Here is a 24,030-nt window from a genome sequence, read left to right as displayed (position 1 = left end):
CGCAGGTCAAGCGGGGGCAGTTCAGCGTCCCTCGGGACCTGCTAGGTGACGGGCGATGACCATCCGCTGAATCTGGTTCGTGCCCTCGACGATCTGGAGCACCTTGGCCTCGCGCATGTACCGCTCGGCCGGGAAGTCCGCGGTGTAGCCGTATCCGCCGAGCACCTGGACGGCGTCGGTGGTGACGCGCATCGCCGTGTCGGTGCAGTGCAGCTTGGCCATGGCCGCCTGCTTGGCGAACGGGCGGCCCGCGTCGCGCAGCCGCGCCGCCGCCAGGTACAGGGCGCGGCCCGCCTCGATCTGGGTCGCCATGTCGGCGAGCATGAAACGCAGGCCCTGGAAGTCGGCGATCGGCTTGCCGAACTGCCGTCGCTCGGTCGCGTACGCCACGGCCTCGTCCAGCGCCGCCTGCGCCACGCCGATCGCGCAGGCCGCGATGCCGAGCCGTCCGGAGTCGAGCGCGGACAGCGCGATCGCGAAGCCCTGGCCCTCCTCACCGAGGCGCCGCTCGTCGCCGACCCGGACGCCGTCGAAGTGGACCTGGGCGGTGGGCGAGCCCTTCATCCCCATCTTCTTCTCGGGTGCCGCGGCGCTCAGGCCGTCCGCGTCACCGGGCACGAGGAACGCGCTGATCCCCCGCGGCCCTTCCGCGCCGGTGCGCGCCATGACCGTGTAGAAGTCGGCGATTCCGCCGTGCGTGATCCAGGCCTTGGTGCCCGTGAGCACCCAGCCGTCGCCGTCCCGCACCGCCTTGGTCCGCAGGGACGCCGCGTCGGAGCCGGACGCCGGCTCGGACAGGCAGTACGCGCCGAGCAGTCCGCCGCCGAGCATCGCGGGCAGATGCTCGACCTGCTGCTGCTTGGTGCCGTAGGCGGCGAGGGCGTAGGAGGCGAGGGTGTGCACGCTGACACCGAGGCCGACGGTCAGACGGACCGCGGCGAGTTCTTCCAGGACCTGGAGGTAGACCTCGTACGGCTGGTCGCCACCGCCGTACTCCGCGTCGTACGGCAGGCCGAGCAGCCCTGATTCGGAGAGCAGGGTGAAGACCTCGCGGGGGAAGCGCCCGGCGTCCTCCTCCTCGGCCGCCTTCGGGGCGATCTCGCGCTGCGCGATGTCGCGGACGAGCGAGATCAGATCCCGGGCCTCGTCCGTGGGCAGTTGACGGTCCACCGGCTGCGGGGCGCGGTCGGGCATGGCGACGATCCTCCCTGTCGGGCACATCGGCGGTCTGCCGCCTTGGGTGGGGCGACTCCGCCGGGTCTCACTGGTGCCGGGCCGATGCTCGCGTTCCCGGGTCTCGGAAGCTGCTGACCAGCGGCTGCGCTGTGAGTATGCCCGATCGGAGGCACCCAGTCACCAGTTAACGACCGCTTACTTCAAGAAGTATCGAGCGACACACGCAGCCATGGAAATTGGTCCGAACCATTGACGTACTGGTCTAGTCCTCCTAGCTTGGCGGGGCGATTCTCATCATCGCGTTCATGCCAATCGGCGCACGTCCCCCTCTCCCCCACGGAGGAGACTCCCCGATGCACACTTCGCACCGCCCACGCACCCGGTTCCGGGCGCTCGTGTCCGCCGTCTGCGCGGCCGTCCTCAGTGCCGGCCTGCTCGCCGGCGCGGGCACCGCCACCGCCGGACCCGCCGTCGGACCCGACGCCTCACCGAGGCTCGCCGCCGGCTCCAAGGTCGTCGGCTACTTCACCGAATGGGGCACCTACGACCGCAAGTACTACGTCAAGAACATCGAGACGTCGGGCTCGGCCGCCAGGCTCACCCACATCAACTACGCCTTCGGCAACGTCACGGGCGGCAGGTGCGCAATGGGCGACTCCTACGCCGCGACCGAGCGGACCTACACCGCGGCGGAGTCCGTGGACGGCGTGGCCGACACCTGGGACCAGCCACTGCGCGGCACCTTCAACCAGTTGCGGGAACTGAAGAAGAAGCACCCCGGCCTCAAGGTCCTGTGGTCCTTCGGCGGCTGGACCTGGTCGAGCGGCTTCGGTGAGGCCGCGCGCAACCCGGCCGCCTTCGCCCAGTCGTGCTACGCCCTGGTCGAGAACTCCAGGTGGGCCGATGTCTTCGACGGCATCGACATCGACTGGGAGTACCCCAACGCCTGCGGCGCCACCTGTGACACCAGCGGGCGGGAGGCCTTCAGGAACCTGATGGCGGCGGTGCGCGCCAAGTTCGGCTCCGGCAATCTGGTCACCGCGGCGATCACGGCCGACGCGACGAGCGGCGGAAAGATCGACGCGGCGAACTACGCGGGCGCGGCGCAGTACGTCGACTGGTACAACCCGATGACGTACGACTTCTTCGGCGCCTGGGACGCGGCCGGCCCGACGGCCCCGCACTCGGCACTGCACTCCTACCCCGGCATCCCGAAGGCCGGCTTCCACAGCTCGGCGACCATCGCCAAGCTCAAGGGCCTCGGCATCCCGGCGAGCAAGCTCCTCCTCGGCATCGGTTTCTACGGCCGCGGCTGGACCGGCGTCACCCAGTCGGCGCCGGGCGGCACGGCGACCGGGCCGGCGAAGGGGACCTACGAGAACGGCATCGAGGACTACAAGGTACTGAAGAGCCGCTGCCCGGCGACCGGCACGGTGGGCGGCACCGCGTACGCCAAGTGCGGAAGCGAGTGGTGGAGTTACGACACCCCCGCGACCATCGCGACCAAGATGACGTACAAGAACCAGCAGGGGCTGGGTGGCACATTCTTCTGGGAGCTGAGCGGGGACACGCCGGGCGGTGAGCTGATCAAGGCGATCAGGTAGCCGGCCCCACGGGGGCATGGGGCGGAGGACCACGAGACCTCCGCCCCTTGGCGCGCCCTGCGGGTCAGTCGCCCCGCCGGGCGGGCTCGGGAGCCTTGTACGCGGGGTCGAGCTCCTCGATGGCGCGCATCGCGCCGCCCAGCGTCCTCACCAGCAGATCGCGCATGGTGTCGCGGGGCAGTTCCGAATGGTCGATCCAGTCGAGGGTGGCGCCCTCCACGCTGCACACCCAGGACAGCAGTCCCATCCGGGCGAGGGGGGCGATGTCGGTGCGGCCGTACGCCCCCTCGGCGATGGTCGCGACGATCGCCTCGCGCACGCCGTCCCGGATGGCGTGCACCTCGGTGTCGAAGCCGACCCCGCCGCTGACGATGGTGCGGTAGGCGGCCTGGTTGTGCTCGGCGTAGCGGAGATAGCTGTCGATGGTGCGGTGGACCCGGTCCACCGGCTGGAGTTCGAGGCCGCTCGCCGCGTAGGTGACCAGGTCGGCGACGGAGTCCTGGATGATCGCCAGGTAGTAGCCGCGCTTGGACTGGAAGTAGTAGTAGATGAGCCCCTTGGCGACATGCGCCTGCCGGGCGATGTCGTCCATGGACAGCGCGTCGTACGACGTGTCGGCGAACAACTTCCGCCCGATGGTGATGAGTTCGGCACGGCGCGCCACCGAACGCTCGGTGCCGCGAGCCCGGGGACGGGACGCGTCACGTTGTTGACTAATATTCAATTTAGACCCTGGATCTCATCGGGCTGCGGGACATCGGCAGTATGGCAGACCTGGGCGACCCGACCGTTCGAGTCTGATCGATTTTGATGGGAGCGCCCCAGCCCGCGGCGGTATATGTCCGCCGATGAGGTCCTGTGTGGGTCAGGTCACAGCAACCCGAGCTGGGTGACGAGCATCGCGACGACCACGACGAGGGTCCAGCCCATGACGTGCTCGACGATCCTGGGGCCGTCGTCCTTGGGGCCGCCGGTGCCGATGCGGACGGTTGTGACTGAGTGCGCGGTCATATGCCCCACCTTGCCATCGGCCGGAGCCTTTGCGGCAGAGACGTTGCTCACAGCAAAGGCCCCGGTCGCCCGGGGCCCTTCCACGCTTCGCGCCCGGCGGCTCAGCGCACGCCCACCGCGGCGAGCGCGCGACGCTGACCGGGCGACGGACACGCCGGGAAGTAGAGGTAGCAGACCCCGCCCGTGCCGGAGACCACCTTGCCGGCGGCGTTGTACCGCTTGGTCCGCAGCCAGATGTTCTCCCATTCGCGACGCTTGTAGACGCGTCGCACCGCCTGGTTGGTCGGCGAGTTCGGGTCGTTGGCGATCACGTCACCCTCGGCGGTGAAGCCGATGACGGTCATCAGATGCCCCGCGGTGCCGTACCCCGCCCCGGTCAGCTCCTCCTTCAGGAAGGACTGGGACGTTATGGCCGGGATGCCGGCGGCGATCAGCGTCTCCAGGTCGGTGAGGGAGCCGAGCCGGGTGACCACACCCTGGAGATCCTCGAAGGTGGCCGCGTAGGCGGCGTTGAACGGCCAGTTGCCGCACCCCTCGTACTGGTAGTCGAAGGTGAAGCGGGCCGCGTGGCAGACCTGCGGGTCGGCGAACGACGGGTCGACCCAGGCGAGCTGCTCGGGGGTGAGCCGGCCACCCCAGTACTCGACGATCATCTGCGAGGAGGTGGGGCTGCACCAGGCCTCGCCGCCGTTGTCGTACTCCGGGTACTGGCCGATGTGGATCTCCTGCGAATAGCGCGGGACGATCAGTTCGTGGGCGAGGCCGGGGGTGGAGGCGGGGACGGTGAAGCGGTCGGGGACGTCGGAGCCCATCGCGCCGACCCGCCACACCTTGGGGGTGAGCCGGGTGCCGGGCTTGCGGTAGAGGGTGAGCCGCAGCCGGTACGAGGACAGGCGCAGTCCCGTGGCCGGGTCGTCGATGGCGAAGGTGTCCGTCCAGATGCTGCTCCTGCCGTCGCTCTGGTCGTCGACGGAGGTGCGCCTGATGTCCTGGTCGCCGGCGGCCCAGCGGCCCATCACGTACCAGGGGGTGGCGGTCCCGTCGGAGTACGTGCCCTGCAGCTCGATCTGCAGCCAGGTCCCGTCGGGAGTGTCGGCGTTCCAGGAGGCGATCACCTCGGTCGCGGGCACGCCGAGCCGGTGGACCGGGGAGGTCCAGGTCGCGTACTCCCAGCGGGCGGTCCGGCCGGTGTGCGGGTCCGTGTAGTCGGTGCTGCCGGCCGGAGCGGCGATCACGAGGCCGGGGCGTGGGCCCGGGACGGGTCGCGTGCCCCGGCCGGTGCCGCAACGCCAGTCGGGGTATGTGGTCCAGGCACGGTTGTCGACGGTAGGGGGCGCCACCCGGGCGGCGTCCACGCCTTCGGTGCCGGTGTCGGCTGCGGCACGGCCCGCGCCGCCGGCGACGGCTGCGGCGACCGCGGCCGCCAGGACGGTTCTGCGGGACGGCTGTTCGGCTCTGCTCATGGGCGAAGACCCCCAGGTGTCCGAGTCGGGCGGGTCCTGTGCACGGCTGTCCGCCAACTATGGCCGCAGGGGGCACGCTCTGCCAGCACTTGGACTCCGGGCGCGCCTACGAATATTGGTATGGACCACTGATGGCAGCCCGCCGCACTGAAGCCTCAACCACCCTGCCTGCGCGGCGAGATGAGCGAACGGGGTCTCGGCGTACGGCACCGCGGGAGGGTGCGGCGCCAGGAAGGCGCGCCGCACCGCGAAGGCGTACGCCACCGCGACGGCGTACGCCGAGACCGGTGCATGACCGTCAGACGACGTCCATGGCCGCGACCTCGTCGGGCCGGCCGTAGCTGACCGGACCGTGGAAGCGGCGGCGGGCGCTGGCGAACCACCACACGGTGGCCACGACCAGGACGACGGCCAGGGCGATCGGAGCGTAGTTGAAGGAGTCGGCGGTGACGGGTGAGGCGTGCGGCAGCATGAACAGGGTGCTGCTGAGCAGGATCCATGTCACCGCGACGACCCCGACCGGCCGGCCCCAGCGGCCCAGGTGCCAGGGCCCTGGCTGGAACTCGTCACCCAGGCGCAGCCTGAGCAGGATCGGGACCGCGTAGGCGAGGAACAGCCCCACGACGTTGACGCTGACGATCGCCGTGAACGCGGTGTGCGACCACCAGCCCGGCAGCACGAGGGTCAGCGAGCAGGCGACCGCCAGCCAGACCGCCTTGACCGGGGTGCGGGTGCGCGGTGAGACCGAGTGCCACCAATGGGAACCGGGCATCGCGCCGTCCCTGGAGAAGGCGAAGATCTGCCGGGTGTTGCTGGTGAGATTGGCGAGGCCGCAGAAGAGCATGGCGCCGATCACGATCAGCAGCAGCGCCTTCGCGGTGCCGAGTCCCAGTCCGTCGATCAGGATCTGCACCGGCGGTGCGTCGGCGCTCGCCACACGGTCGTAGTCACGAATGCTGTAGACCAGTGCGAGCATCAGGACCAGGCCCGTGATCGCCGACCAGCCGATGGCGCGTGTGATCCCTCTCGGCGCGTTCACCGTCGCCCGAACCGTTTCCTCGGACATGTGGAAGCTGCCGTCGAAGCCGGTGAAGGTCCAACTGGTGACGAGCAGGCCCAGCATGCCGCCGTAAAGGGCGCTCGTGAAACCGGTGTTGTTCACGAAATGCGTGGCAAAGGACGCCGACTGATGGTGATCCGGCACGACGATCAACGTGCTCACGATGACCACGAGACCGATCAGCAGCCACCAGACGGAGATCCGGTTGAGTATCGCGACCAGGTGCACCGTGTAGGTGTTGGCCAGCCCTTGGAGCACGATGATCAGGGCCGTGAGCAGCACGGTCCGATGCGGGCTCGGTTCGTACGAGGGCCACTGCAGGGCGAGGAAGGCCTGGAGGAAGGTGGCGGCCGCGTACCCGGTGGCGGCCGTGCCGCCGACCTGGCCCACGAAGTTCAGCCAGCCCGTGTACCAGGACCAGGCGCCCTTGTGCCGTTTGGCGAGCTTTCCGGCGGAGAAATACAGCGCGCCGCTCGTCGGATAGGCCGAGGCGACTTCCGCCATCGATGCCCCCACGAAGAGCACCATGACGGACACACCGATCCAGCCGAAGACGAGAATGCTCGGGCCACCCGCGTTCAGGCCGAACCCGAAGCCCGAGAAGATTCCCGAGATGATGTTGATGATGGTGAACGAGATGGCGAAATTGTCGAACGCCTGAAAGCGCCGCGTGAGTTTTCTCGGATAACCCATCGCATGCAGGGTCGCGTCGTCGTCGAGCAGGATCGGATCCGCTTCCCCACGCGCTCTGCCGCGCGGGGCCGTTATCCGTTCAGACACGGTCGGACCTTTCTCTTGGGTGGGGGGTCGCGGTACGTCAGACGGCCGGCACCGGCAGACCGCAGGCGCGACGCGCCCGGGACAGCTGCTCGGCCGGGTCGCCGAAGACGCACCAAGGCATGCGCGAGGCGTAGGGCCCCATCGCCGCGAAGGCGGCGCGTGCCTCCTCCTCACGCCGGGACATGACCAGGCCGTGAGCGAGATAGGCCAGGTCGAGGACCGGCGTGAAGCGGTATTCGGCCACCGTGGGCAGCCAGTTCCGGTGGATCGCCAGGGCGGTCGAGGTCCACTGCGGCTGCTCCCAGACCCGGTCGGCGAGCAACTGGGTCGGGTCGTAGCACTCCACCAGGGCGACCAGCGGCAGCAGGCGCAGCGGCGAGTCGGCCGGCGCCCGCTGGCCGAGGAAGGCGGCGACGTCCCAGGCGGCGGTCACCGAGCCGCCGTGCCGGGGGAAGAAGCAGGCCAGAAAGCGGTGGTGGGCCTCACGGTGCCAGGGGTCGAGGGAGAGGACGTGGGCGAACAGGCGCCAGGGCCCCGGGGGTGCCGTGAGCAGTCCGCGCGGTGCCCGGTCGCGCAGCCTGTGCAGCCGGGCCATGGCCAGCTTGGCCACCCAGGGTGTCGGATCGGCGGGGTCCGCGGCGGCGGCCCGTTCGCAGGCGGCCAGCGCTATCCGCTCCAGCGCCTCGGTGCGCGGGTCCCGCGCGTCGGCCGCGCGCAGCGCCCGAAGCACGGCCACCCGCGCCCACAGCAGCGCGGCCTCGGGGCCGGGCTCCTCGGCGAGCCAGCGCTCCACGAGGTCGGAGTCGGCGGCCTCCGAGGCGAGCACGAGGGAGCGGTGCGCGCGCAGGCCGAAGTCGCCGCGGGTTTCGGCCAAGGCGTCACGGGCGCTCAGAAAACGGCCGGCGCGGACATCGACGCATACGCTCGCGAGCACACGGTCGTCGGCCGCCGGATGCCACACATACTGCCCCTCGAATAACCCCGCGACCATCTGTCCCAGCCCATCCCCCGTAACGGCACCTCACAGTTGCGCACCAGGCACCTTACTCAGCGTGGGCCTCAACCGGAACGTAGATTTCACTGTGGCGGCCGGAGTTTTTCGGTGGCAATGCACAATCTGTCGGCTAGTTCAAAGCGACACCTTTTCCCTTCCCCTCCCCCACCCGTGCCGCCACCCGCTTTCACCCGCTACTAGAATGTTCCAACGAAATATGCCGACCTCCACCTCACCCCGGGAAAAACGATTCACGACCTCGCCACCCGGCTCCGTCACCTCCCCCCGTCCTGCGGCCCGGTCCGCCTGATCGGCGTGGACGGGCACGCCGGCTCCGGAAAGTCCACGTTCGCCGGGCGGTTGGCCCGTTCGCTGGGCGACGCGCCGGTGCTGCACCTGGACGACATCGCGAGCCACGGCGAACTGTTCGAGTGGACCGGACGCCTGCTGACCCAGGTGATCGAACCGCTCGCACGAGGCGAGAGCGCCCGCTACGCCCCCTACGACTGGCGGGCCCGCCGCTTCGGACCGCCGCTCACCGTGGCGCCCGCGCCGGTGATCGTCGTCGAGGGGGTCGGCGCCGGCCGCCGCGCGCTGCGGCCTCATCTCGCCCGGCTGCTGTGGATGGAGCTGCCGCGCGAGGAGTCCTGGTCCCGGGGTCGCGCCCGCGACGGGGAGGAGCAGCGGGAGTTCTGGACGGGATGGGTCGAGGCGGAGCGAAGGCACTTCGCCGACGATCCGTCCCGGCCGTTCGCCGATCTTCTGATTCGGCAGTGCGGCAAGGGGTACGAGGTGCTCAACGGGCCTGCCGGGACCGTTGAATCGAACCAGCCCATCACCCTGGGTGACGACCCAACGGCAATGTGCTGAACGTGTGAAGGGCCTTGTGGGACAAGTTCCCGGAGTGCTTCAACTCGGCTTGACCCGGGGGCCGTACAGGACTTACGTTCTCAATGTGCGGCCCATCGAGGCCGCCCCAGGACGCGAAGCCCCCGGTTGTTCCCCCGTGATCGGGGGCTTCGTTCTGTCCTCACCCCTCTTCTCCGGGGGCCGAGAGGCGCGATCCGATCACCCTCGGTCACCGAGCGCCCTGCGCCCCATCTGCTCCCACCTCGCCGAACGGCCCGTGCGGCACCCTGGGGCGGGCCATGCCCCCGCGGGTACGATGCCCTCGGTGCGACCTACGGACGGCCGCTCTGCGCACCGTTGCAACTCCGGTTCGCGGTACGGCCGTTCGAACAAGGCGGCCGGCGGACGAGCGGTCGGCCAACCGACGGGGGCACGGTTTGTGGGGGACGTGATGGACTTCGGCACGCAGGGCCCCGAGGCCCCGGCCGACCTCGCCTGGCTGCGAGGTGTGGACGCCTACACGATGGGGGCGTATCCGCAGGCGGAGGAGGAGTTCCGCACCGCGGTACGCATCGATCCCGGGATGGCCGACGGCTGGCTCGGACTGCACGCGCTGCGCGTCGACACGACGACCGCGCTGCTGCGGATGTTCCGGCACCGGGACCGCTTCGGGGAACAGCGCGCCCGGCACCGGCGGACGATCAACTCCTGGTACTGGCTGGGCTGGTGGGTGCAGCCGGTGCTGGAGAGCCCGCGCGACCTGCTGCTGGCCCACGCCTCGCACTGGCTGGACGGACGGCATGTGCCGGAGCTGGACCGGGCGCTGGCCGGGCTGCCTCCCGTGGACGCCGACCACCAGGTCCGCTTCCTGCACGCGTGCCGTGCCTACCTGGTCAAGGACTGGGAGCAGCTCGTCCGGCACACCGACCCGCTGCTCGACGACCCCATGCTCGGCATCGAGGCGGGACTGTTCGGCGGCATGGCGCGGGTGCGGCTGGAGATGTACGGCCAGGCCGAACCGCTGCTGTCGGCCGCGCTGATGCGCTGCCGCAGCGAGCAGCCGCAGCGCAAGGAACTGCGGTACTGGCTGGCCCGTGCGCACGAGGGCACCGGCCGGTCGGCGGCCGCCTTACCCCTCTACCGCGCCGTCCACCGGGTCGACCCCGCCTTCATGGACACCTCGGCCCGGCTCGCTGCGATCGCCGAGGGCGACGGGTACGACGACACCGCCGACCTCGCGGCGATCACGCTGACCGGGGTCGGGCAGGACATGGCGGACGGCCCCGACGGGCTCGACCCGCTCTTCGGCACCGAGGGGCGGGACCTCAGGTTCCCCGACCCCGATCTGCCGTCGGCCGGTCCGCTGCCGTCGGTGGTCGATCCGGCGGTGCGCGAGAAGACGGCCCTGTCCTCGCAGCCGCTGCCCGCCGGGCCCACCGACCCCGCCCTGCTGGAGGAGGCGCTCGCCGAGCTTGAGCGCATGGTGGGTCTCGATCCCGTCAAGCGCCAGGTCAAAGCGCTGTCCGCGCAGCTGAACATGGCCCGGTTGCGCGCCGGGCAGGGTCTGCCGGTCCAGCCGCCCAAGCGGCACTTCGTCTTCTCCGGCCCCTCGGGCACCGGAAAGACGACGGTCGCCCGCATCCTGGGCCGCGTGTTCTACGCTCTCGGTCTCCTCGGCGGCGACCACCTGGTGGAAGCCCAGCGGGCCGACCTGGTGGGCGAGTACCTGGGCCAGACCGCCGTGAAGGCCAACGAGCTCATCGACTCCGCGCTCGGCGGGGTCCTCTTCGTGGACGAGGCGTACTCCCTCTCCAACACGGGCTACGGCAAGGGCGACGCGTACGGTGACGAGGCCCTGCAGGTGCTGCTGAAGCGGGCGGAGGACAACCGGGACCACCTCGTGGTGATCCTCGCCGGCTATCCGGAGGGCATGGACCGCCTGCTGGCCGCGAACCCCGGCCTGTCCTCGCGCTTCACGACCCGCGTCGACTTCCCCTCGTACCGGCCCCTGGAACTGACGTCGATCGGCGAGGTGCTCGCCGCCGAGAACGGGGACGTGTGGGACGAGGAGGCACTGGAGGAGCTTCGGTCGATCGCCGGGCACGTGGTCAGCCAGGGATGGATCGACGAGTTGGGAAACGGACGGTTCCTGCGCACGCTGTACGAGAAGAGCTGCGCCTACCGGGATCTGCGGCTCTCGACCTATCCCGGGGCGCTGACGAGGGACGACTTGTCGACACTTCGGCTCCCGGACCTGATGCAGGCGTACGGGGAGGTGCTGTCGGGGAGGGGGCCGCAGGATCCGTCGGCGATGTGACGGACCCCGCGGCACGGCACCGGCATCAGCCGGCCAGCGCCTCCTCCGGCTCCCCGCTGTTCAGCCGCGGCCCGGTGACCCGCACCTCGGCGAGGTCGCGGTGGGCCGGATCCCGTACCTCACCGACCAGGAGTTCCAGTACGTCCTCCAGCGCGACCAGGCCGAGGACCTTGCCCGAGGCGTCGGCCACCTGTGCGAGGTGGGTCGCGGCGCGGCGCATCACCGTGAGGGCGTCGTCGAGCGGGAGTTCGGACCGCAGGGTCGTCATGGGCCGCCACACCTGCTGCGGCACCGCCCGTTCCGACTCCTCCAGGTCCAGTACGTCCTTCACGTGCAGATAGCCCATGAAGGCGCCGTTCTCCGTCGCCACCGGGAAACGGGAGTACCCGGTACGGGCGGTGAGCTCGACGATCTGGCCCGGCGTGACCGACGGGCTGACGGTGACCAGGGACTCGCGCTTGAGGAGCACGTCCGTCACCGGGCGGGAGCCCAGCTCCAGGGCGTCCCCGAGACGTTCCCGTTCCTCGGGGTCGAGCAGGCCCGCCTGACCGGAGTCCTCCACGAGCCGGTTGAGCTGCTCGCTGGTGAACACCGCCTCGATCGCGTCCTTCGGCTCGACGCGGAAGAGCCGCAGGACGGCCTGGGCGACCGCGCCTAGGGCCACGGTGATCGGCTTGCAGAGGCGGGCGAACCAGACCAGTCCGGGGCTGAGCCACAGCGCGGCCTTCTCCGGAGCCGCCATCGCCAGGTTCTTCGGCACCATCTCGCCGATGACCAGATGGAAGAAGACCACCGCGGCGAGCGCGATGACATAGGTGAGCGGGTGGATCATGCCGTGCGGCAGATGGATCCACTCGAACACCGGCTCCAGCAGATGCGCCACCGTCGGCTCGGCGACCGCGCCGAGCGTCAGCGAGCAGACGGTGATGCCGAACTGGGCCGCCGCCATCATCTGCGGCAGCCGCTCCAGGCCGTACAGCACCTGGCGGGCACGTGCCGTGCCCAGCGGTTCGATCTGGCTGCGCCGGACCGAGACCAGGGCGAACTCGGCGCCGACGAAGAACCCATTGGCCAGGACGAGCAGCGCGGCGAAGAGGAGTTGGAGCACGCTCATCGGGCGACCTCCACCACGGCCCCGGTCCGGACCAGCCGGACGCGCTCGGCGCGGTAGTGGCCGACCCGGCGCACCGACAGCCGCCAGCCCGGCAGCTCCGCCTTGTCACCCACGGCGGGGATCCGGCCGAGCAGGTCGGCGACGAGCCCGGCGACGGTCTCGTACGGTCCCTCGGGCACGTCGAGCCCTATGCGCTGGAGGATGTCGACCCGGCAGCTGCCGTCGGCGTCCCAGGCGGGCCGGCCGTCCTCCGGTGGGGCGGCGGCCAGTTCGGCCGGTTCGTTGAGCACGTCGTCGTGTTCGTCGCGGACCTCGCCGACGATCTCCTCGACGATGTCCTCCAGGGTGACCACCCCGGCGGTGCCGCCGTACTCGTCGACGACGACCGCGATGGGCTGCTCGCTGCGCAGCTGGGCGAGGAGGGGCTGGACCGGCAGGGTCTCGGGGACCAGGAGCGCCGGGCGGGCGATACGGCCGACCGGGGTACGCAGCCGGTCACGCGACCGGATCGCCAGGGCGTCCTTCAGGTGGACCATGCCGACGATCTCGTCGATCTTCTCCCGGTACACGGGGAAGCGGGACAGGCCCGTCGCCCGCGTCAGGTTCACCACGTCCTCGGCGGTCGCCGACGACTGCAGCGCGCTCACCTTCACACGCGGCGTCATGACGTGCTGCGCGGTCAGCTCGCCGAGCGACAGGGTCCGGACGAAGAGGTCCGCGGTGTCCTGCTCCAGGGCGCCCGCCTGGGCGGAGTGCCGGGCGAGGGAGACCAGTTCGCCGGGGGTACGGGCGGAGGCCAGTTCCTCGGCGGGCTCGATGCCCATGGCGCGCACCAGACGGTTGGCGACCGAGTTCAGCCCGGCGATCACCGGTCGGAACAGCCGCGCGAAGGCGTGCTGCGGGCCGGCGACGAAGCGCGCGACCTGCATCGGCCGGGACACCGCCCAGTTCTTGGGCACCAGCTCACCGATCACCATCTGCACGGCCGAGGCCAGCAGCATGCCGACGACCACGGCCACACCGGGGACGGCACCCTGGGGGACGCCGATCGCCGTGAAGGGGCCGCCCAGCAGCTGGGCGAGCGCCGGTTCGGCGAGCATGCCGACGACGAGGGAGGTGATGGTGATGCCGAGCTGGGTGCCGGAGAGCTGGAAGGACAGCTCCTTGAGCGACTCGACGACCCGCAGGGCTCGTCGGTCGCCTTCGGCGGCGGCCTTCTCGGCGTCGGTCGTCTCGACGGTGACCAGACCGAATTCGGCCGCCACGAAGAAGCCGTTGGCGAGGATCAGGACGAACGCGGCCGCCAGAAGCAGCAGGGGGACGCTCATGATGCCGCCGCCCCGGTATGTCGGGAGGGGGCGGCGCAGGTACTACAGGACGATCCGTCCATCGCTGGAGGGAATCACTCCTCGGGTAGCAGGGGTGCCTCTGGAGTCCGCCCGGAACATCGGAGTCGGAACATCAGAGGCGGAGGCGCCATGGAAACGCCTCCGCCAACAGATTAATCAAGACACGGGGATTTACGTCAGGGTGAACGTCACCGAGTCAGTCCCGCGGTTCCTCGGTCTCGCGCACGGAACGGGCTTCCGCGAGGGCCCGCAGGGCGCGTGCGTCGGCGATGGCCCGCTCCTTGGCGATGCCGGGCTGGATGCCGAGCGCGGGCAGGCTGGTGCCGTCGCTGAGGTTGAGGAACACCCAGGGATCACCCGGGCGGAGGTTCACCTGGACGATCTCGGCCCAGTCGAGCCGGCGCCTGGTGGCGATGTTGACCACCGTCACACCGCTCTCGTCGGCGACGACCTTCACCCGGGCCAGCATGGCCAGCACGCCGAACATCAGCGCTGCGGTGAAGACGAAGCTGAGGCGCTCCCCCGGGCTGAGCCGCTCCAGCAGCAGGGCGACCGTCGTGATCACCACGAAGATGGCGACGCCCGCGGTGAGCAGGACGGCCCGGGTGCGGCCCGGCCGGAACGTGACGGGCAGGGTGGGAATTTCGGACATCGGGGTACGGCCTCCCGGGTTCAGAGGCGGCAGGCGTGGATGGCCGTGGTCAGGATGGCCCGGGCGCCGATGTCGTACAGGTCGTCCATGATGCGCTGGGCTTCCTTGGCCGGAACCATGGCCCGCACGGCGACCCAGCCCTCGTTGTGCAGCGGCGAGACGGTCGGGGACTCCAGGCCGGGGGTGAGGGCGACGGCCTTCTCCAGCTGCTCGACGCGGCAGTCGTAGTCCATCATCACGTACGTCCGGGCGACCAGGACGCCCTGGAGGCGGCGCAGGAACTGCTGCACCTTGGGCTCCTCGCCGTCCGCGCCGGTACGGCGGATGACGACGGCCTCCGACTTCATGATCGGCTTGCCGACGACCTCCAGTCCGGCGTTGCGCAGCGAGGTGCCGGTCTCGACGACGTCCGCGATGACCTGGGCGACTCCGAGCTGGATGGCGGTCTCGACGGCGCCGTCGAGGTGCACGACGGAGGCGTCGACGCCGTTGTCGGCGAGGTACTTGGCGACGATGCCCTCGTACGAGGTGGCGACCGTCTTGCCCTTCAGGTCCGCGAGTTCGTCGCCGACGGTGCCGGGCTTGGTGGCGAACCGGAAGGTGGAGCGCGCGAAGCCCAGCGGGAGGATCTCCTCGGCGTCGGCGCCGGAGTCGATCAGCAGGTCACGGCCGGTGATGCCGATGTCTAGCTGCCCGGAGGAGACGTAGATCGCGATGTCGCGGGGGCGGAGGTAGAAGAACTCGACCTCGTTCTCCGGGTCGACGATGCGCAGTTCCTTGGACTCGCGGCGCTGCTGGTAGCCGGCCTCATGCAGCATCTCCGCCGCAGGGCCGGACAGTGAACCCTTGTTGGGGACGGCGATGCGCAGCATGAGGTCGGCTTCCTTCGTTTCGCTCTTACGGGTGTGCTGGGTTGCTGGTGCTCAGAGGTGGGCGTAGACGTCGTCGAGGGAGATGCCGCGAGCGACCATCATCACCTGGACGTGGTACAGCAGCTGCGAGATCTCCTCGGCGGCCGCTTCCTTGCCCTCGTACTCGGCGGCCATCCAGACCTCGGCGGCCTCCTCGACGACCTTCTTGCCGATGGCATGGACGCCCTTGCCGACCAGTTCCGCGGTGCGGGAGGTGGCGGGGTCGCCGTTTGCGGCCTTGTGCTGGAGCTCGGTGAAGAGCTCCTCGAACGTCTTCTTGGACATGGTGGCGCCCACTCTACGCGTAGTGCCGCTCCACCTAGCGCCACGGTTCAGATACTGAGCGGAGGGTGGCGGCGGTGGCGACCGCCGCCGTCACCGCCTCGTGTCCCTTGTCCTCGTTGGAGCCCTCGATACCCGCCCGGTCCAGGGCCTGTTCCTCGGTGTCGCAGGTCAGCACGCCGAAGCCGACCGGGACGCCGGTCTCGACGGAGACCTGGGTGAGGCCCTGGGTCACGCCCTGGCACACGTACTCGAAGTGCGGGGTGCCACCGCGGATCACGACGCCGAGGGCGACGATCGCGTCGTAGCCGCGGCCCGCGAGTACCTTGGCGACCACCGGGAGTTCCCAGCTGCCGGGGACCCGCAGCAGGGTCGGCTCGTCGATTCCCAGGTCGTGCAGGGCGCGCAGGGCGCCGTCCACCAGACCGTCCATCACCTTCTCGTGCCACTGCGCCGCGATGACGGCGACCCGCAGGTCACCCACATTGCGTACGGACAGCTCCGGTGCGCCCTTGCCGCTCACGTTCTTGCGTCTCCTCGGTGTGCTCTTACTGGTTGGTGCAGGTGGCCAGGGAGGCCGCGGGTGCCGGGTCCAGCCACGGCAGGTCGTGTCCCATCCGGTCGCGCTTGGTGCGCAGGTACCGCAGGTTGTGCTCGCCCGCCTGTACGGGCATCGGCTCGCGGTCGGTGACCGTGATGCCGTGGCTGACGAGCGCGTCGGTCTTGTCCGGGTTGTTGGTCAGGAGGCGGACGCTCGTCACCCCCAGATCGGCGAGTATCTGCGCGCCGGCGCCGTAGTCGCGGGCGTCGGCGGGCAGACCGAGTTCGAGGTTGGCGTCGAGGGTGTCGCGACCGCGCTCCTGGAGTTCGTAGGCGCGCAGCTTGGACATCAGTCCGATGCCGCGTCCCTCGTGGCCGCGCAGGTAGACCACCACGCCCCTGCCCTCGGCCTGGATGCGCTCCAGGGCCGCCTCCAACTGGGGGCCGCAGTCGCAGCGCTGGGAGTGGAAGACGTCTCCGGTGAGGCACTCGGAGTGCACGCGCACGAGGACGTCCTCGCCGTCGCCGATCTCACCGTGCACGAGGGCGACGTGTTCGACGCCGTCGACGGTGGAGCGGTAGCCGTAGGCGGTGAAGGTGCCGTGGGCGGTGGGGAGGTGGACCTCGGCCTCGCGGCGGACGAGGGGCTCGGCCGGCCGGCGCTGCCCGGAGAGAGCGGTCCGCAGGCCGGGGAAGGTCCGCTCCCGCTCGGCCGGGGCCGGCTCCTGCCCGGCCGGTGTCGGGGACTCGACGCGGCGGCGGTGGGCGATCAGGTCCTCGATGGAGATGATCGTCAGGCCGTGCTTGCGGGCGAACGGGATCAGTTCGGGCAGCCGCAGCATCTCGCCGTCCTCGCCGGCGATCTCGACGATGGCCCCGGCCGGGCGCAGTCCCGCGAGCCGGGCCAGGTCGACGGCGGCCTCGGTGTGGCCGTCGCGGACGAGTACGCCGCCGGACCGGGCACGCAGCGGGAAGATGTGGCCGGGGCGGACGAAGTCGGCCGGCTCGGCGGTACCGCTCGCGAGGAGTTGGAGGGTGGTGGCGCGGTCGGAGGCCGAGATGCCGGTGGTCACGCCGTGGGCGGCGGAGGCGTCCACGGAGACGGTGAACGCGGTCTTCATCGACTCGGTGTTGTCGTCGACCATCTGGGGCAGGCCCAGCCGGTCCAGTTCCTCGCTCTCCATGGGCGCGCAGATCAGGCCGCGGCACTCGCTCATCATGAAGGCGACGATCTCGGGGGTCACCTTCTCGGCGGCGATGACGAGGTCGCCCTCGTTCTCGCGGTCCTCGTCGTCGACGACCACGATGGGGCGGCCCGCGGCGATGTCGGCGATGGCCTGCTCGACGGGGTCGAGCGTGAGGTCCTCGACCGCTTCGGTGCTGTACAGAACGGGTGCCGCGGTCATGCCGGCGCTCCTTCCAGGACGGGCCGCGCGTCCTCGCGGGAGCGCAGCCACCAGTCGCGCATGCCCCACAGGACGAGTGCGCCGTAGATGACGTAGACGAAGCCGGAGAAGGCGTAGCCGTTGGCGAAGTTGAGGGGCACGCCGACGAGGTCGACGAGCAGCCACGCGAACCAGAACTCGACCATGCCGCGCGCCTGGGCGTACATGGCGACGATGGTGCCGACGAAGATGTACGCGTCCGGCCAGGGGTCCCAGGACAGGGTCGGGTACGCCTTGAAGAGCAGCGCCACCGCGACCGTTCCGGCGGCTGCCGCCGCGAGCATCGCCGCGCGCTCACGCCAGGTTGCGAACCGTACGGCGATGTGGCCGTCCTGCGCCCGGCCCTTGCCGCGTTGCCACTGCCACCAGCCGTACAGGGCGACGACCATGACGACCGCCTGCTTGCCGGCGCTGCCGGTGAGGTGGCCGAAGAAGGCCCCGAAGAGGATCAGGCCGGCGAGGAACTGCACGGGCCAGGTCCATATGGAGCGCCGCCAGCCGAGAGCCAGGGCGGCGAGGCCGAAGAGGTTGCCGACCATGTCGGACCAGAGGATGTGCTGACCGAAGAGCGTGAAGGCCTCGGAGTTCAGCGAGTTCACTTGGCCGCCGCCCCTTCGGAGGAGAGCCGGTCGCCCAGCATCCGCTCGACGTACTTGGCGATGACGTCGGCCTCGAGGTTGACCGGGTCGCCGGGCTGCTTCAGGCCGAGCGTGGTCAGGTCGAGGGTGGTGGGGATGAGGCTGACGGTGAAGTAGTCGGGTCCGGCGTCGACGACGGTGAGGCTGATGCCGTCGACGGTGATGGAGCCCTTCTCGACCACGTACCGGGTCAGGTCCGCGGGGAGCGAGATCTTCACGATCTCCCAGTTCTCGGACGGCTTGCGCTCCAGCACCCGGCCGGTGCCGTCCACATGGCCCTGCACGATGTGCCCGCCGAGGCGCGCGCCCACGGCGGTGGGGCGTTCGAGGTTGACGCGGGAGCCGACGGCGAGAGCGCCCAGGCTGGAGCGCTTGAGTGTCTCGGCCATGACGTCGGCGGTGAACTCGTCACCCTCGTGATCGACGACCGTGAGGCAGACGCCGTTCACCGCGATGGAGTCGCCGTGCTTGGCGCCTTCGGTGACGACGGGACCGCGCAGTCGGAAGCGACAGGCGTCGTCGAGGGTCTCGACGGCCGTGACGTGGCCCAGCTCTTCGACGATTCCGGTGAACACTTCCCGGGTCCTCCTGCCTCGTGGGGGCACGGACTCCGGGGCTGTCGATGACGACAGAATGTACGAGCAGGGACACCGGGGGCGACGCCGGACAGGGCTCGCCCCATGGACGAACCGGTACGGCGGCGCGCACGAATGCCCGCCCGCCGCGCACTGCCTCCCATCCGGACTTTAACCGTCGGTCCAGGAATTTCACCTGGTCAACCGGTCGCTGGAGGCGACCGGGTCGCGGACTGTAACCGCCGGTTCGGACTTTCACCGACCCCGGAGTGCGCTGCTTCTGGTACAGGGCCAGTGTGCCACGCCCACCGGACGTCCATGCGTGCGAATGCTGTGGGGTGCCTCACAGGCCACGGGTCGACCACCTCGCACCGGAATTGGTCCATACCTATTGACCTCAATGGTCTAGTCCTCCTAGGGTCGGCGGGACCGCTCCGCCAAGACGGCCCGGTGGCGGTGACGACGGCCCTTGCCCGCCGCCGGGTCTCCCAACGCCCGCACGCCGCCGCTCTGGCAGGGTGAGCGTCATGACGACCGCCACCGCCGACGAGTTCGAGACGCACCGCCCCCGGCTGTTCGGGCTGGCCTATCGGATGCTCGGCTCCGCCGAAGAGGCCGAGGACACCGTCCAGGACGCGTTCGTGCGCTTCAGCGGCGCCGACCGCGGCGTCATCCAGCACCCGGCGGCCTGGCTGGCCAAGGTCGTCACCAACCTCTGCCTGACCCGGCTGACCTCGGCCAGGGCCCGGCGCGAGCAGTACGTCGGACCCTGGTTGCCGGAACCCGTCGTCACCTCGGACGGCACGCTCGGGCCACTGGAGTCCGCCGAGCAGCGAGACGCCGTGTCCATGGCGATGCTGGTGCTGCTGGAGCGGCTCACCCCGACGGAACGGGCCGTGTACGTGCTGAGGGAGGCGTTCGCGTACGGCCACCGGGAGATCGCCGAGGTGCTGGACCTGACCGAGGCGAACTGCCGTCAGCTGTACCGGCGGGCGGTCCGACGGGTGGGTGAGCCGCGGTCGCGGTTCGAGTCGACTCCCGAGCGGCAGGAGGAACTCGTCGCGTCCTTCGTGGCCGCGGCACGGGAGGGTGATCTGGCCCGGCTGGAGAAGGTGCTGGCGGCCGACGTGGTCTGGTCGAGCGACGGTGGCGGCAAGGTCTCGGCGGCCCGACGGCCGGTCGAGGGCCGGGAGAAGGTGTCCCGTTTCCTGGTGGGCCTGGTCGAGCGGTTCACGGAGGGCGTGCACTTCACCACGGCCGAGGTCAACGGCGAGCCGGCGGTGGCCGCTTGGGCGGGCGGCACGCTCGTCGGCCTGGTCGCGCTCGAACTGGGCGACGGTCTCGTCGTACACGCCCGGGCCGTGGTGAACCCGGACAAGCTGGCGTTCGCGGGCCGTCAGCTGACCGGGGCGTAGAAGATGCCCGAGGCCGGATGTCACATTCCGCACGGGGTGTTCGGTCCCAGCTGAAGAGGGGCGGCTCCATCCGGGAGCGCCCGGCGTCCGAAGGGACCGAACGACATGACCACGATCCTGGTGACCGGCGGCACCGGAACGCTCGGCCGGCTCGTCGCCGAGCGGTTGCGCGCGGACGGGCACGAGGTGCGGGTGCTCAGCCGGCACGCCCAGCCGTACGCCGTCGATCTGCGCAAGGGCGGCCCCGGGCTGGACGCGGCGATGGCGGGCGTGGACACCGTCGTGCACTGCGCGTCCTCGCCGGGCGGCGGTGACGAGGAGGCCGCCACGCGGCTGATCGCGGCGGCGCGCGAGGCCGGTGTCCGGCATCTGGTGTACATCTCGATCGTCGGCGTCGACCGGGTGCCGCTCGGCTACTACAGGAGCAAGCTGGCCGTGGAACGACTGGTCGAGGAGTCCGGGATCGGCTGGACGGTGCTGCGTGCGACGCAGTTCCACGACCTGATCGCGCAGCTGTTCGGGATGCTGTCCAAGTCGCCGGTCATGCTGGTGCCGGCCGGGGTGCGGGACCAGCCCGTCGAGGTGGCGGAGGTCGCCGACCGCCTCGCCGGCCTGGCCGTCACCGCTCCGGCGGGACGGGTCGAGGACATGGGCGGCCCCGAGGTGCGGTCCCTGGACTCCCTGGCCCGCGCCTATCTGAAGGCGACGGGCCGCAGGCGACCTGTGGTGAGCGTGCCGCTGTGGGGCAAGGCGTACCGGGGCTTTCGCTCGGGAGGGCATCTGGCGCCCGGGCTCGCGGTGGGCAAGGGCACGTTCGAGGAGTATCTGCGAGGACGGCTCGCGGGGCGGCGGGAAGCCTGACGCCGCGCTTCCGTGGCTCGAGCCGGGCAGCTGTACGGCACGGGCGGCGCCGACCGCTGCGCGGAATCGCCGGTCCGGGCGGCGCCGACTGCTGCGCCGAACCGACGGTCCGGGGCGGAGCCGCGGTCTCAGCGGCCCGGCGGTGAGAAGATCTCGTCCTGGGCCGTGTCCCGTGCGGTGAGCAGCGCTCCACGCAGGACGGCGCCGCCGCCGAGGCTGCTGGGGCGCACCACCGTCACCAGCGGCGACATCCGCCGAATCCGCTCCTCGACCCGCCGGGCAAGCACCTCACCGCCGGCCTGCCCGACCTCCCCGCCGAGCACCACGCAGCCGGGGTCGAGGATCGCGACTACGGAGGCGACGCCTATGGCGATGCGGTCGGCGAGCGCGTCGAGGAATCGGGCGGCGCGTGCGGCGGCGCGGGGGTCGACGGGTGCTTCGGGTTGGGGGCCGGGGTCGGGGGCGGGTGCAGGTTCGGGGTCGGGCCCGGGTTCGGGCCCGGGGTCGGGGGCGGATGCAGGTCCGGGGTCGGGCCCGGGTTCGCGGTCGGGCCCGGGTTCGGCTCTGGTGTCGGCTTCGGCGTCGGCCACGGCTGCGGTTTCGGCCCCGGTGCGGGCGCCGGTCTCACCTCCCGCCAGCGCAACGGCCGCCCTGACGACCCCCACCGCCACCGGCTCGTACGCGGCGACGCCCTCGGCCGTCACCCCGTGCGCTCCCGCCAGTTCCACGATCGCCGCGGCCCCCGCCAGCGAATGGAAGCCCCCCTCGCAGTCCCCGGACGATGGCAGCCCCCGCGTCCCCGGCACCGGCAGGAACCCGATCTCGCCGGTGCCGCCCGAGGCGCCGCGGCGCAGCGCGCCGTCGAGGACGACGGCCGCGCCAGTGCCGTGGCCCAGCCAGAGCAGGACGAAGGTGTCGCGGTCCCGTGCCACTCCGTCGCGCTGTTCGGCGAGGGCCGCGAGGTTGGTCTCGTTCTCGACGGTCACGCGGGATTCGGGGAAGCGCTCCTGAAGAGCCGCCACCAGGCGGCGATGCCATGCGGGCAGCCCGGTGGAGTCGCGCAGCTCGCCGGTCGCCGGGTCGATGAGACCCGGCGCACCGATGCCCACCGTGTGCAGCCGGTCGGCCCCCGCCTCCTTGACGACGCGCTCCACCAGGGCCACGGCCTGCTCCACCGCGGGCCCCGTCCCGGTGTCGCCACCGATCGGTACCGACGCCTCGGCGAGCACGTGCCCCACGAGGTCGGACACCACCACCGAGACGCCCTCGGTACGGACGTCCAGCGCCGCCAGATGGGCGCGGTCGGCGACGATGCCGTACAGCCTGGCGTTCGGCCCGCGCCGCTGTTCCCCGGCCTCCCCGACCACCCCGATCAGACCGGCAGCGGTGAGGCGTTCGACGAGGTCGGCCACGGTCGGCCGGGACAGGCCGGTCAGCTGCTTCAGCTGGCCTGCCGTCAACGGGCCCTCCTGCTGGAGCAGGCGCAGGGCGAGCCGGTCGTTGATGGCCCGGGCGGTGCTCGGGGATGCGGGCATGCCGGGATCCTTCCAGATCGGCGGCGCCGCACTGGGGCGGCCGGTAAATCCCCTATCTATCAGGCAGGGACCCTGATAGTTTACGCCGCGGCATCAGCTCAGGGCCGTGCGGGTCCGTGACCGAGGACCAGGAAGGGTCACACATGAGTCAAGTGGTCTACGACCTGCGCGAGGTGAAGCGCGCCCGGTACGCCGTGGCGGCCGTCTTCGCCGTGCACGGCGCTGTCACCGGCTCCTTCGCGACGCGGGTGCCGTGGATCCAGGACCATGCGGGGGTCAGCGCGGGCCAGTTGGGCCTCGCCCTGGCCTTCCCGGCGCTCGGCGCGTCCCTGGCGATGCCGGTCGCGGGCAGCATCACCCACCGCTTCGGCGCCCGCAACGCCCTGCGCGGGCTGATCGCCCTGTGGACGCTCGCCCTGATCCTGCCGTCCGTGGCACCCGACCTGCTGACGCTCTGTCTGGCCCTGTTCGCTTTCGGCGCCACCGCGGGCATGGCGGACGTCGCGATGAACGCGCTCGGTGTGGAGGTCGAGAACCGCCTCGACCGGTCGATCATGTCGGGCCTGCACGGCATGTGGAGCGCCGGCGCCCTGGTCGGCTCGGCGGCCGGCACGCTCGCCGCACACCTGGGCACCGACGCCCGGCTGCACCATGCGCTCGCCGCGGCGGCCCTCACCCTCCTGGGCATCCTGGCCTGCCAGTGGGTGCTCGACCTCCAGCCCGCCGAGGACGAGGAGCCGCCGCCCCGGTTCGCGCTGCCGCCCCGCTCCGCCCTGCTCATCGGCGCGATCGGGTTCTGCGCGGTCTTCGCGGAGGGCGCGAGCCTGGACTGGTCGGCGGTCTACCTCCAGGACCAGCTCGGCACCTCGGCCGGACTCGCGGCGGCCTGCACCACCGGCTTCACGCTCACCATGGCGCTCGCCCGGATCGCCGGCGACAGGGTGGTGGACCGCTTCGGAGCCGTCCGCACCGTCCGCTTCAGCGGCGTCCTCGCCACCCTCGGCGGTCTCCTCATCGTCGCCTCGGACCACCCGGCCGCGGCGATGGCGGGATTCGGACTGCTGGGACTGGGCATAGCGGTCGTCGTGCCGCTGTGCTTCGCGGCGGCGGGCCGTAGCGGCCCCAACCCCTCCCAGGCGATCGCGGGCGTCGCGACGATCACCTACACCTCGGGCCTGATCGCACCCAGCGCGATCGGCGGGATCGCCCAGGCCACCAGCCTCATGGTGTCCTTCTGCCTGGTCACCGCGCTGTCCTTCGGCCTCGTGGTGTGCGCGAGCGTACTGCGCGCCGGTGACCGCGACCGCACGAAGGTCAGTCGGCCGGACGCAGCAGTTCCCGACCCACGGCCCTGAAGGCGTCGCTCCACGGCGCCGGCCGCAGCGTCCCGGCGTCCAGCCGCACCAGCACCCGGCTGCCGAGGGCGTAGGTGACCGCCCCACCCGCTGCTGGACGAGGG

Annotated in this window: 22 protein-coding genes, 1 pseudogene and 1 riboswitch; of the genes and pseudogenes, 6 read left to right on the top strand and 17 right to left on the bottom strand. The window is 71.0% G+C overall.

The window, feature by feature from the left end:
• Positions 1–21: 21 nt before the first annotated feature.
• A complete protein-coding gene (locus tag ACFYNL_RS25180; RefSeq protein ID WP_388807208.1) occupies positions 22–1,194 on the bottom strand; it encodes an acyl-CoA dehydrogenase family protein in 1,173 nt (390 codons plus the stop codon).
• A gap of 335 nt (positions 1,195–1,529) precedes the next feature.
• Here ACFYNL_RS25180 and ACFYNL_RS25175 point away from each other — a divergent pair, with 335 nt between their 5' ends.
• On the top strand, positions 1,530–2,780 hold the full coding sequence (locus ACFYNL_RS25175; protein WP_388807207.1) for a glycoside hydrolase family 18 protein: 1,251 nt from the start codon (positions 1,530–1,532) through the stop codon (positions 2,778–2,780).
• Positions 2,781–2,844: 64 nt separating this feature from the next.
• On the opposite strand, the gene ACFYNL_RS25170 is transcribed toward ACFYNL_RS25175, so the two are convergent.
• The 5 genes from ACFYNL_RS25170 to ACFYNL_RS25150 all read right to left on the bottom strand — a co-directional run bounded on the left by ACFYNL_RS25170 (position 2,845) and on the right by ACFYNL_RS25150 (position 8,085).
• A complete protein-coding gene (locus tag ACFYNL_RS25170) occupies positions 2,845–3,504 on the bottom strand; it encodes a TetR/AcrR family transcriptional regulator (protein WP_388807205.1) in 660 nt (219 codons plus the stop codon).
• 146 nt (positions 3,505–3,650) lie between these two features.
• On the bottom strand, positions 3,651–3,791 hold the full coding sequence (locus tag ACFYNL_RS25165; protein ID WP_388807203.1) for an SCO1431 family membrane protein: 141 nt from the start codon (positions 3,789–3,791) through the stop codon (positions 3,651–3,653).
• A gap of 101 nt (positions 3,792–3,892) precedes the next feature.
• A complete protein-coding gene (locus ACFYNL_RS25160; RefSeq protein ID WP_388807201.1) occupies positions 3,893–5,254 on the bottom strand; it encodes a peptidase C39 family protein in 1,362 nt (453 codons plus the stop codon).
• Between the two features lie 298 nt (positions 5,255–5,552).
• A complete protein-coding gene (locus tag ACFYNL_RS25155) occupies positions 5,553–7,094 on the bottom strand; it encodes an amino acid permease (protein ID WP_388807199.1) in 1,542 nt (513 codons plus the stop codon).
• A gap of 37 nt (positions 7,095–7,131) precedes the next feature.
• Complete coding sequence (locus ACFYNL_RS25150) at positions 7,132–8,085, bottom strand: hypothetical protein (protein WP_388807197.1); 954 nt, start codon at positions 8,083–8,085, stop codon at positions 7,132–7,134.
• Between the two features lie 252 nt (positions 8,086–8,337).
• Here ACFYNL_RS25150 and ACFYNL_RS25145 point away from each other — a divergent pair, with 252 nt between their 5' ends.
• Complete coding sequence (locus ACFYNL_RS25145) at positions 8,338–8,958, top strand: uridine kinase (protein ID WP_388807298.1); 621 nt, start codon at positions 8,338–8,340, stop codon at positions 8,956–8,958.
• 430 nt (positions 8,959–9,388) lie between these two features.
• On the top strand, positions 9,389–11,254 hold the full coding sequence (locus ACFYNL_RS25140) for an AAA family ATPase (RefSeq protein ID WP_388807195.1): 1,866 nt from the start codon (positions 9,389–9,391) through the stop codon (positions 11,252–11,254).
• A gap of 25 nt (positions 11,255–11,279) precedes the next feature.
• Here the strand turns inward: ACFYNL_RS25140 and ACFYNL_RS25135 are convergent, their stop codons facing one another.
• From ACFYNL_RS25135 to ACFYNL_RS25095, 9 genes are all read right to left on the bottom strand, one after another.
• Positions 11,280–12,368: a hemolysin family protein gene (locus ACFYNL_RS25135; RefSeq protein WP_388807193.1), complete on the bottom strand. Its 1,089-nt coding sequence runs from the start codon at positions 12,366–12,368 to the stop codon at positions 11,280–11,282.
• Positions 12,365–13,696: a hemolysin family protein gene (locus ACFYNL_RS25130; protein ID WP_388807191.1), complete on the bottom strand. Its 1,332-nt coding sequence runs from the start codon at positions 13,694–13,696 to the stop codon at positions 12,365–12,367. Before ACFYNL_RS25130 ends, ACFYNL_RS25135 begins: the two co-directional genes overlap by 4 nt.
• 217 nt (positions 13,697–13,913) lie before the next feature.
• Positions 13,914–14,369, bottom strand: a complete 456-nt coding sequence (locus ACFYNL_RS25125; protein WP_388807189.1) for a PH domain-containing protein — start codon at positions 14,367–14,369, stop codon at positions 13,914–13,916.
• A 20-nt stretch (positions 14,370–14,389) separates the two neighbouring features.
• Positions 14,390–15,241, bottom strand: coding sequence for an ATP phosphoribosyltransferase (gene hisG, locus ACFYNL_RS25120; protein ID WP_388807187.1), 852 nt, complete (start codon positions 15,239–15,241; stop codon positions 14,390–14,392).
• A gap of 51 nt (positions 15,242–15,292) precedes the next feature.
• Positions 15,293–15,565: a phosphoribosyl-ATP diphosphatase gene (locus tag ACFYNL_RS25115; protein ID WP_031486114.1), complete on the bottom strand. Its 273-nt coding sequence runs from the start codon at positions 15,563–15,565 to the stop codon at positions 15,293–15,295.
• Positions 15,566–15,599: 34 nt separating this feature from the next.
• Positions 15,600–16,085 carry a 6,7-dimethyl-8-ribityllumazine synthase gene (gene ribH, locus ACFYNL_RS25110; RefSeq protein WP_003988915.1) on the bottom strand — a complete coding sequence of 162 codons (486 nt, stop codon included), beginning with the start codon at positions 16,083–16,085 and terminating at the stop codon, positions 15,600–15,602.
• A gap of 25 nt (positions 16,086–16,110) precedes the next feature.
• A complete protein-coding gene (gene ribA / locus ACFYNL_RS25105; RefSeq protein ID WP_388807185.1) occupies positions 16,111–17,508 on the bottom strand; it encodes a GTP cyclohydrolase II in 1,398 nt (465 codons plus the stop codon).
• Positions 17,505–18,146: a nicotinamide riboside transporter PnuC gene (locus tag ACFYNL_RS25100; RefSeq protein ID WP_388807184.1), complete on the bottom strand. Its 642-nt coding sequence runs from the start codon at positions 18,144–18,146 to the stop codon at positions 17,505–17,507. Before ACFYNL_RS25100 ends, ribA begins: the two co-directional genes overlap by 4 nt.
• Complete coding sequence (locus ACFYNL_RS25095) at positions 18,143–18,760, bottom strand: riboflavin synthase (protein WP_388807182.1); 618 nt, start codon at positions 18,758–18,760, stop codon at positions 18,143–18,145. Before ACFYNL_RS25095 ends, ACFYNL_RS25100 begins: the two co-directional genes overlap by 4 nt.
• 146 nt (positions 18,761–18,906) lie before the next feature.
• Positions 18,907–19,037: riboswitch (FMN riboswitch) on the bottom strand.
• Positions 19,038–19,287: 250 nt separating this feature from the next.
• On the opposite strand from ACFYNL_RS25095, the gene ACFYNL_RS25090 reads away from it, so the two are divergent.
• Together ACFYNL_RS25090 and ACFYNL_RS25085 are read left to right on the top strand one after the other, a co-directional pair.
• A complete protein-coding gene (locus ACFYNL_RS25090; RefSeq protein WP_388807180.1) occupies positions 19,288–20,175 on the top strand; it encodes an RNA polymerase sigma-70 factor in 888 nt (295 codons plus the stop codon).
• A 105-nt stretch (positions 20,176–20,280) separates the two neighbouring features.
• Positions 20,281–21,036, top strand: a complete 756-nt coding sequence (locus ACFYNL_RS25085; protein WP_388807179.1) for an SDR family oxidoreductase — start codon at positions 20,281–20,283, stop codon at positions 21,034–21,036.
• 128 nt (positions 21,037–21,164) lie between these two features.
• Here the strand turns inward: ACFYNL_RS25085 and ACFYNL_RS25080 are convergent, their stop codons facing one another.
• The gene (locus ACFYNL_RS25080; protein ID WP_388807177.1) at positions 21,165–22,571 is read right to left on the bottom strand and encodes an ROK family transcriptional regulator; all 1,407 of its coding nucleotides are present in this window, start codon (positions 22,569–22,571) and stop codon (positions 21,165–21,167) included.
• Positions 22,572–22,714: 143 nt separating this feature from the next.
• On the opposite strand from ACFYNL_RS25080, the gene ACFYNL_RS25075 reads away from it, so the two are divergent.
• Positions 22,715–23,926, top strand: coding sequence for an MFS transporter (locus tag ACFYNL_RS25075; protein ID WP_388807175.1), 1,212 nt, complete (start codon positions 22,715–22,717; stop codon positions 23,924–23,926).
• Here the strand turns inward: ACFYNL_RS25075 and ACFYNL_RS25070 are convergent.
• Positions 23,886–24,020, bottom strand: a pseudogene (locus ACFYNL_RS25070) (acyl-CoA thioesterase); the annotation flags it as partial. The gene ACFYNL_RS25075 and the pseudogene ACFYNL_RS25070 sit on opposite strands and share 41 nt — an antisense overlap.
• Between the last annotated feature and the right edge of the window lie 10 nt (positions 24,021–24,030).

The sequence above is a fragment of the Streptomyces sp. NPDC007808 genome (assembly GCF_042868655.1).
Classification (GTDB): domain Bacteria; phylum Actinomycetota; class Actinomycetes; order Streptomycetales; family Streptomycetaceae; genus Streptomyces.
Note: the sequence above shows the minus strand (reverse complement) of the source record. Positions and strands in the feature narration are given on the sequence as shown.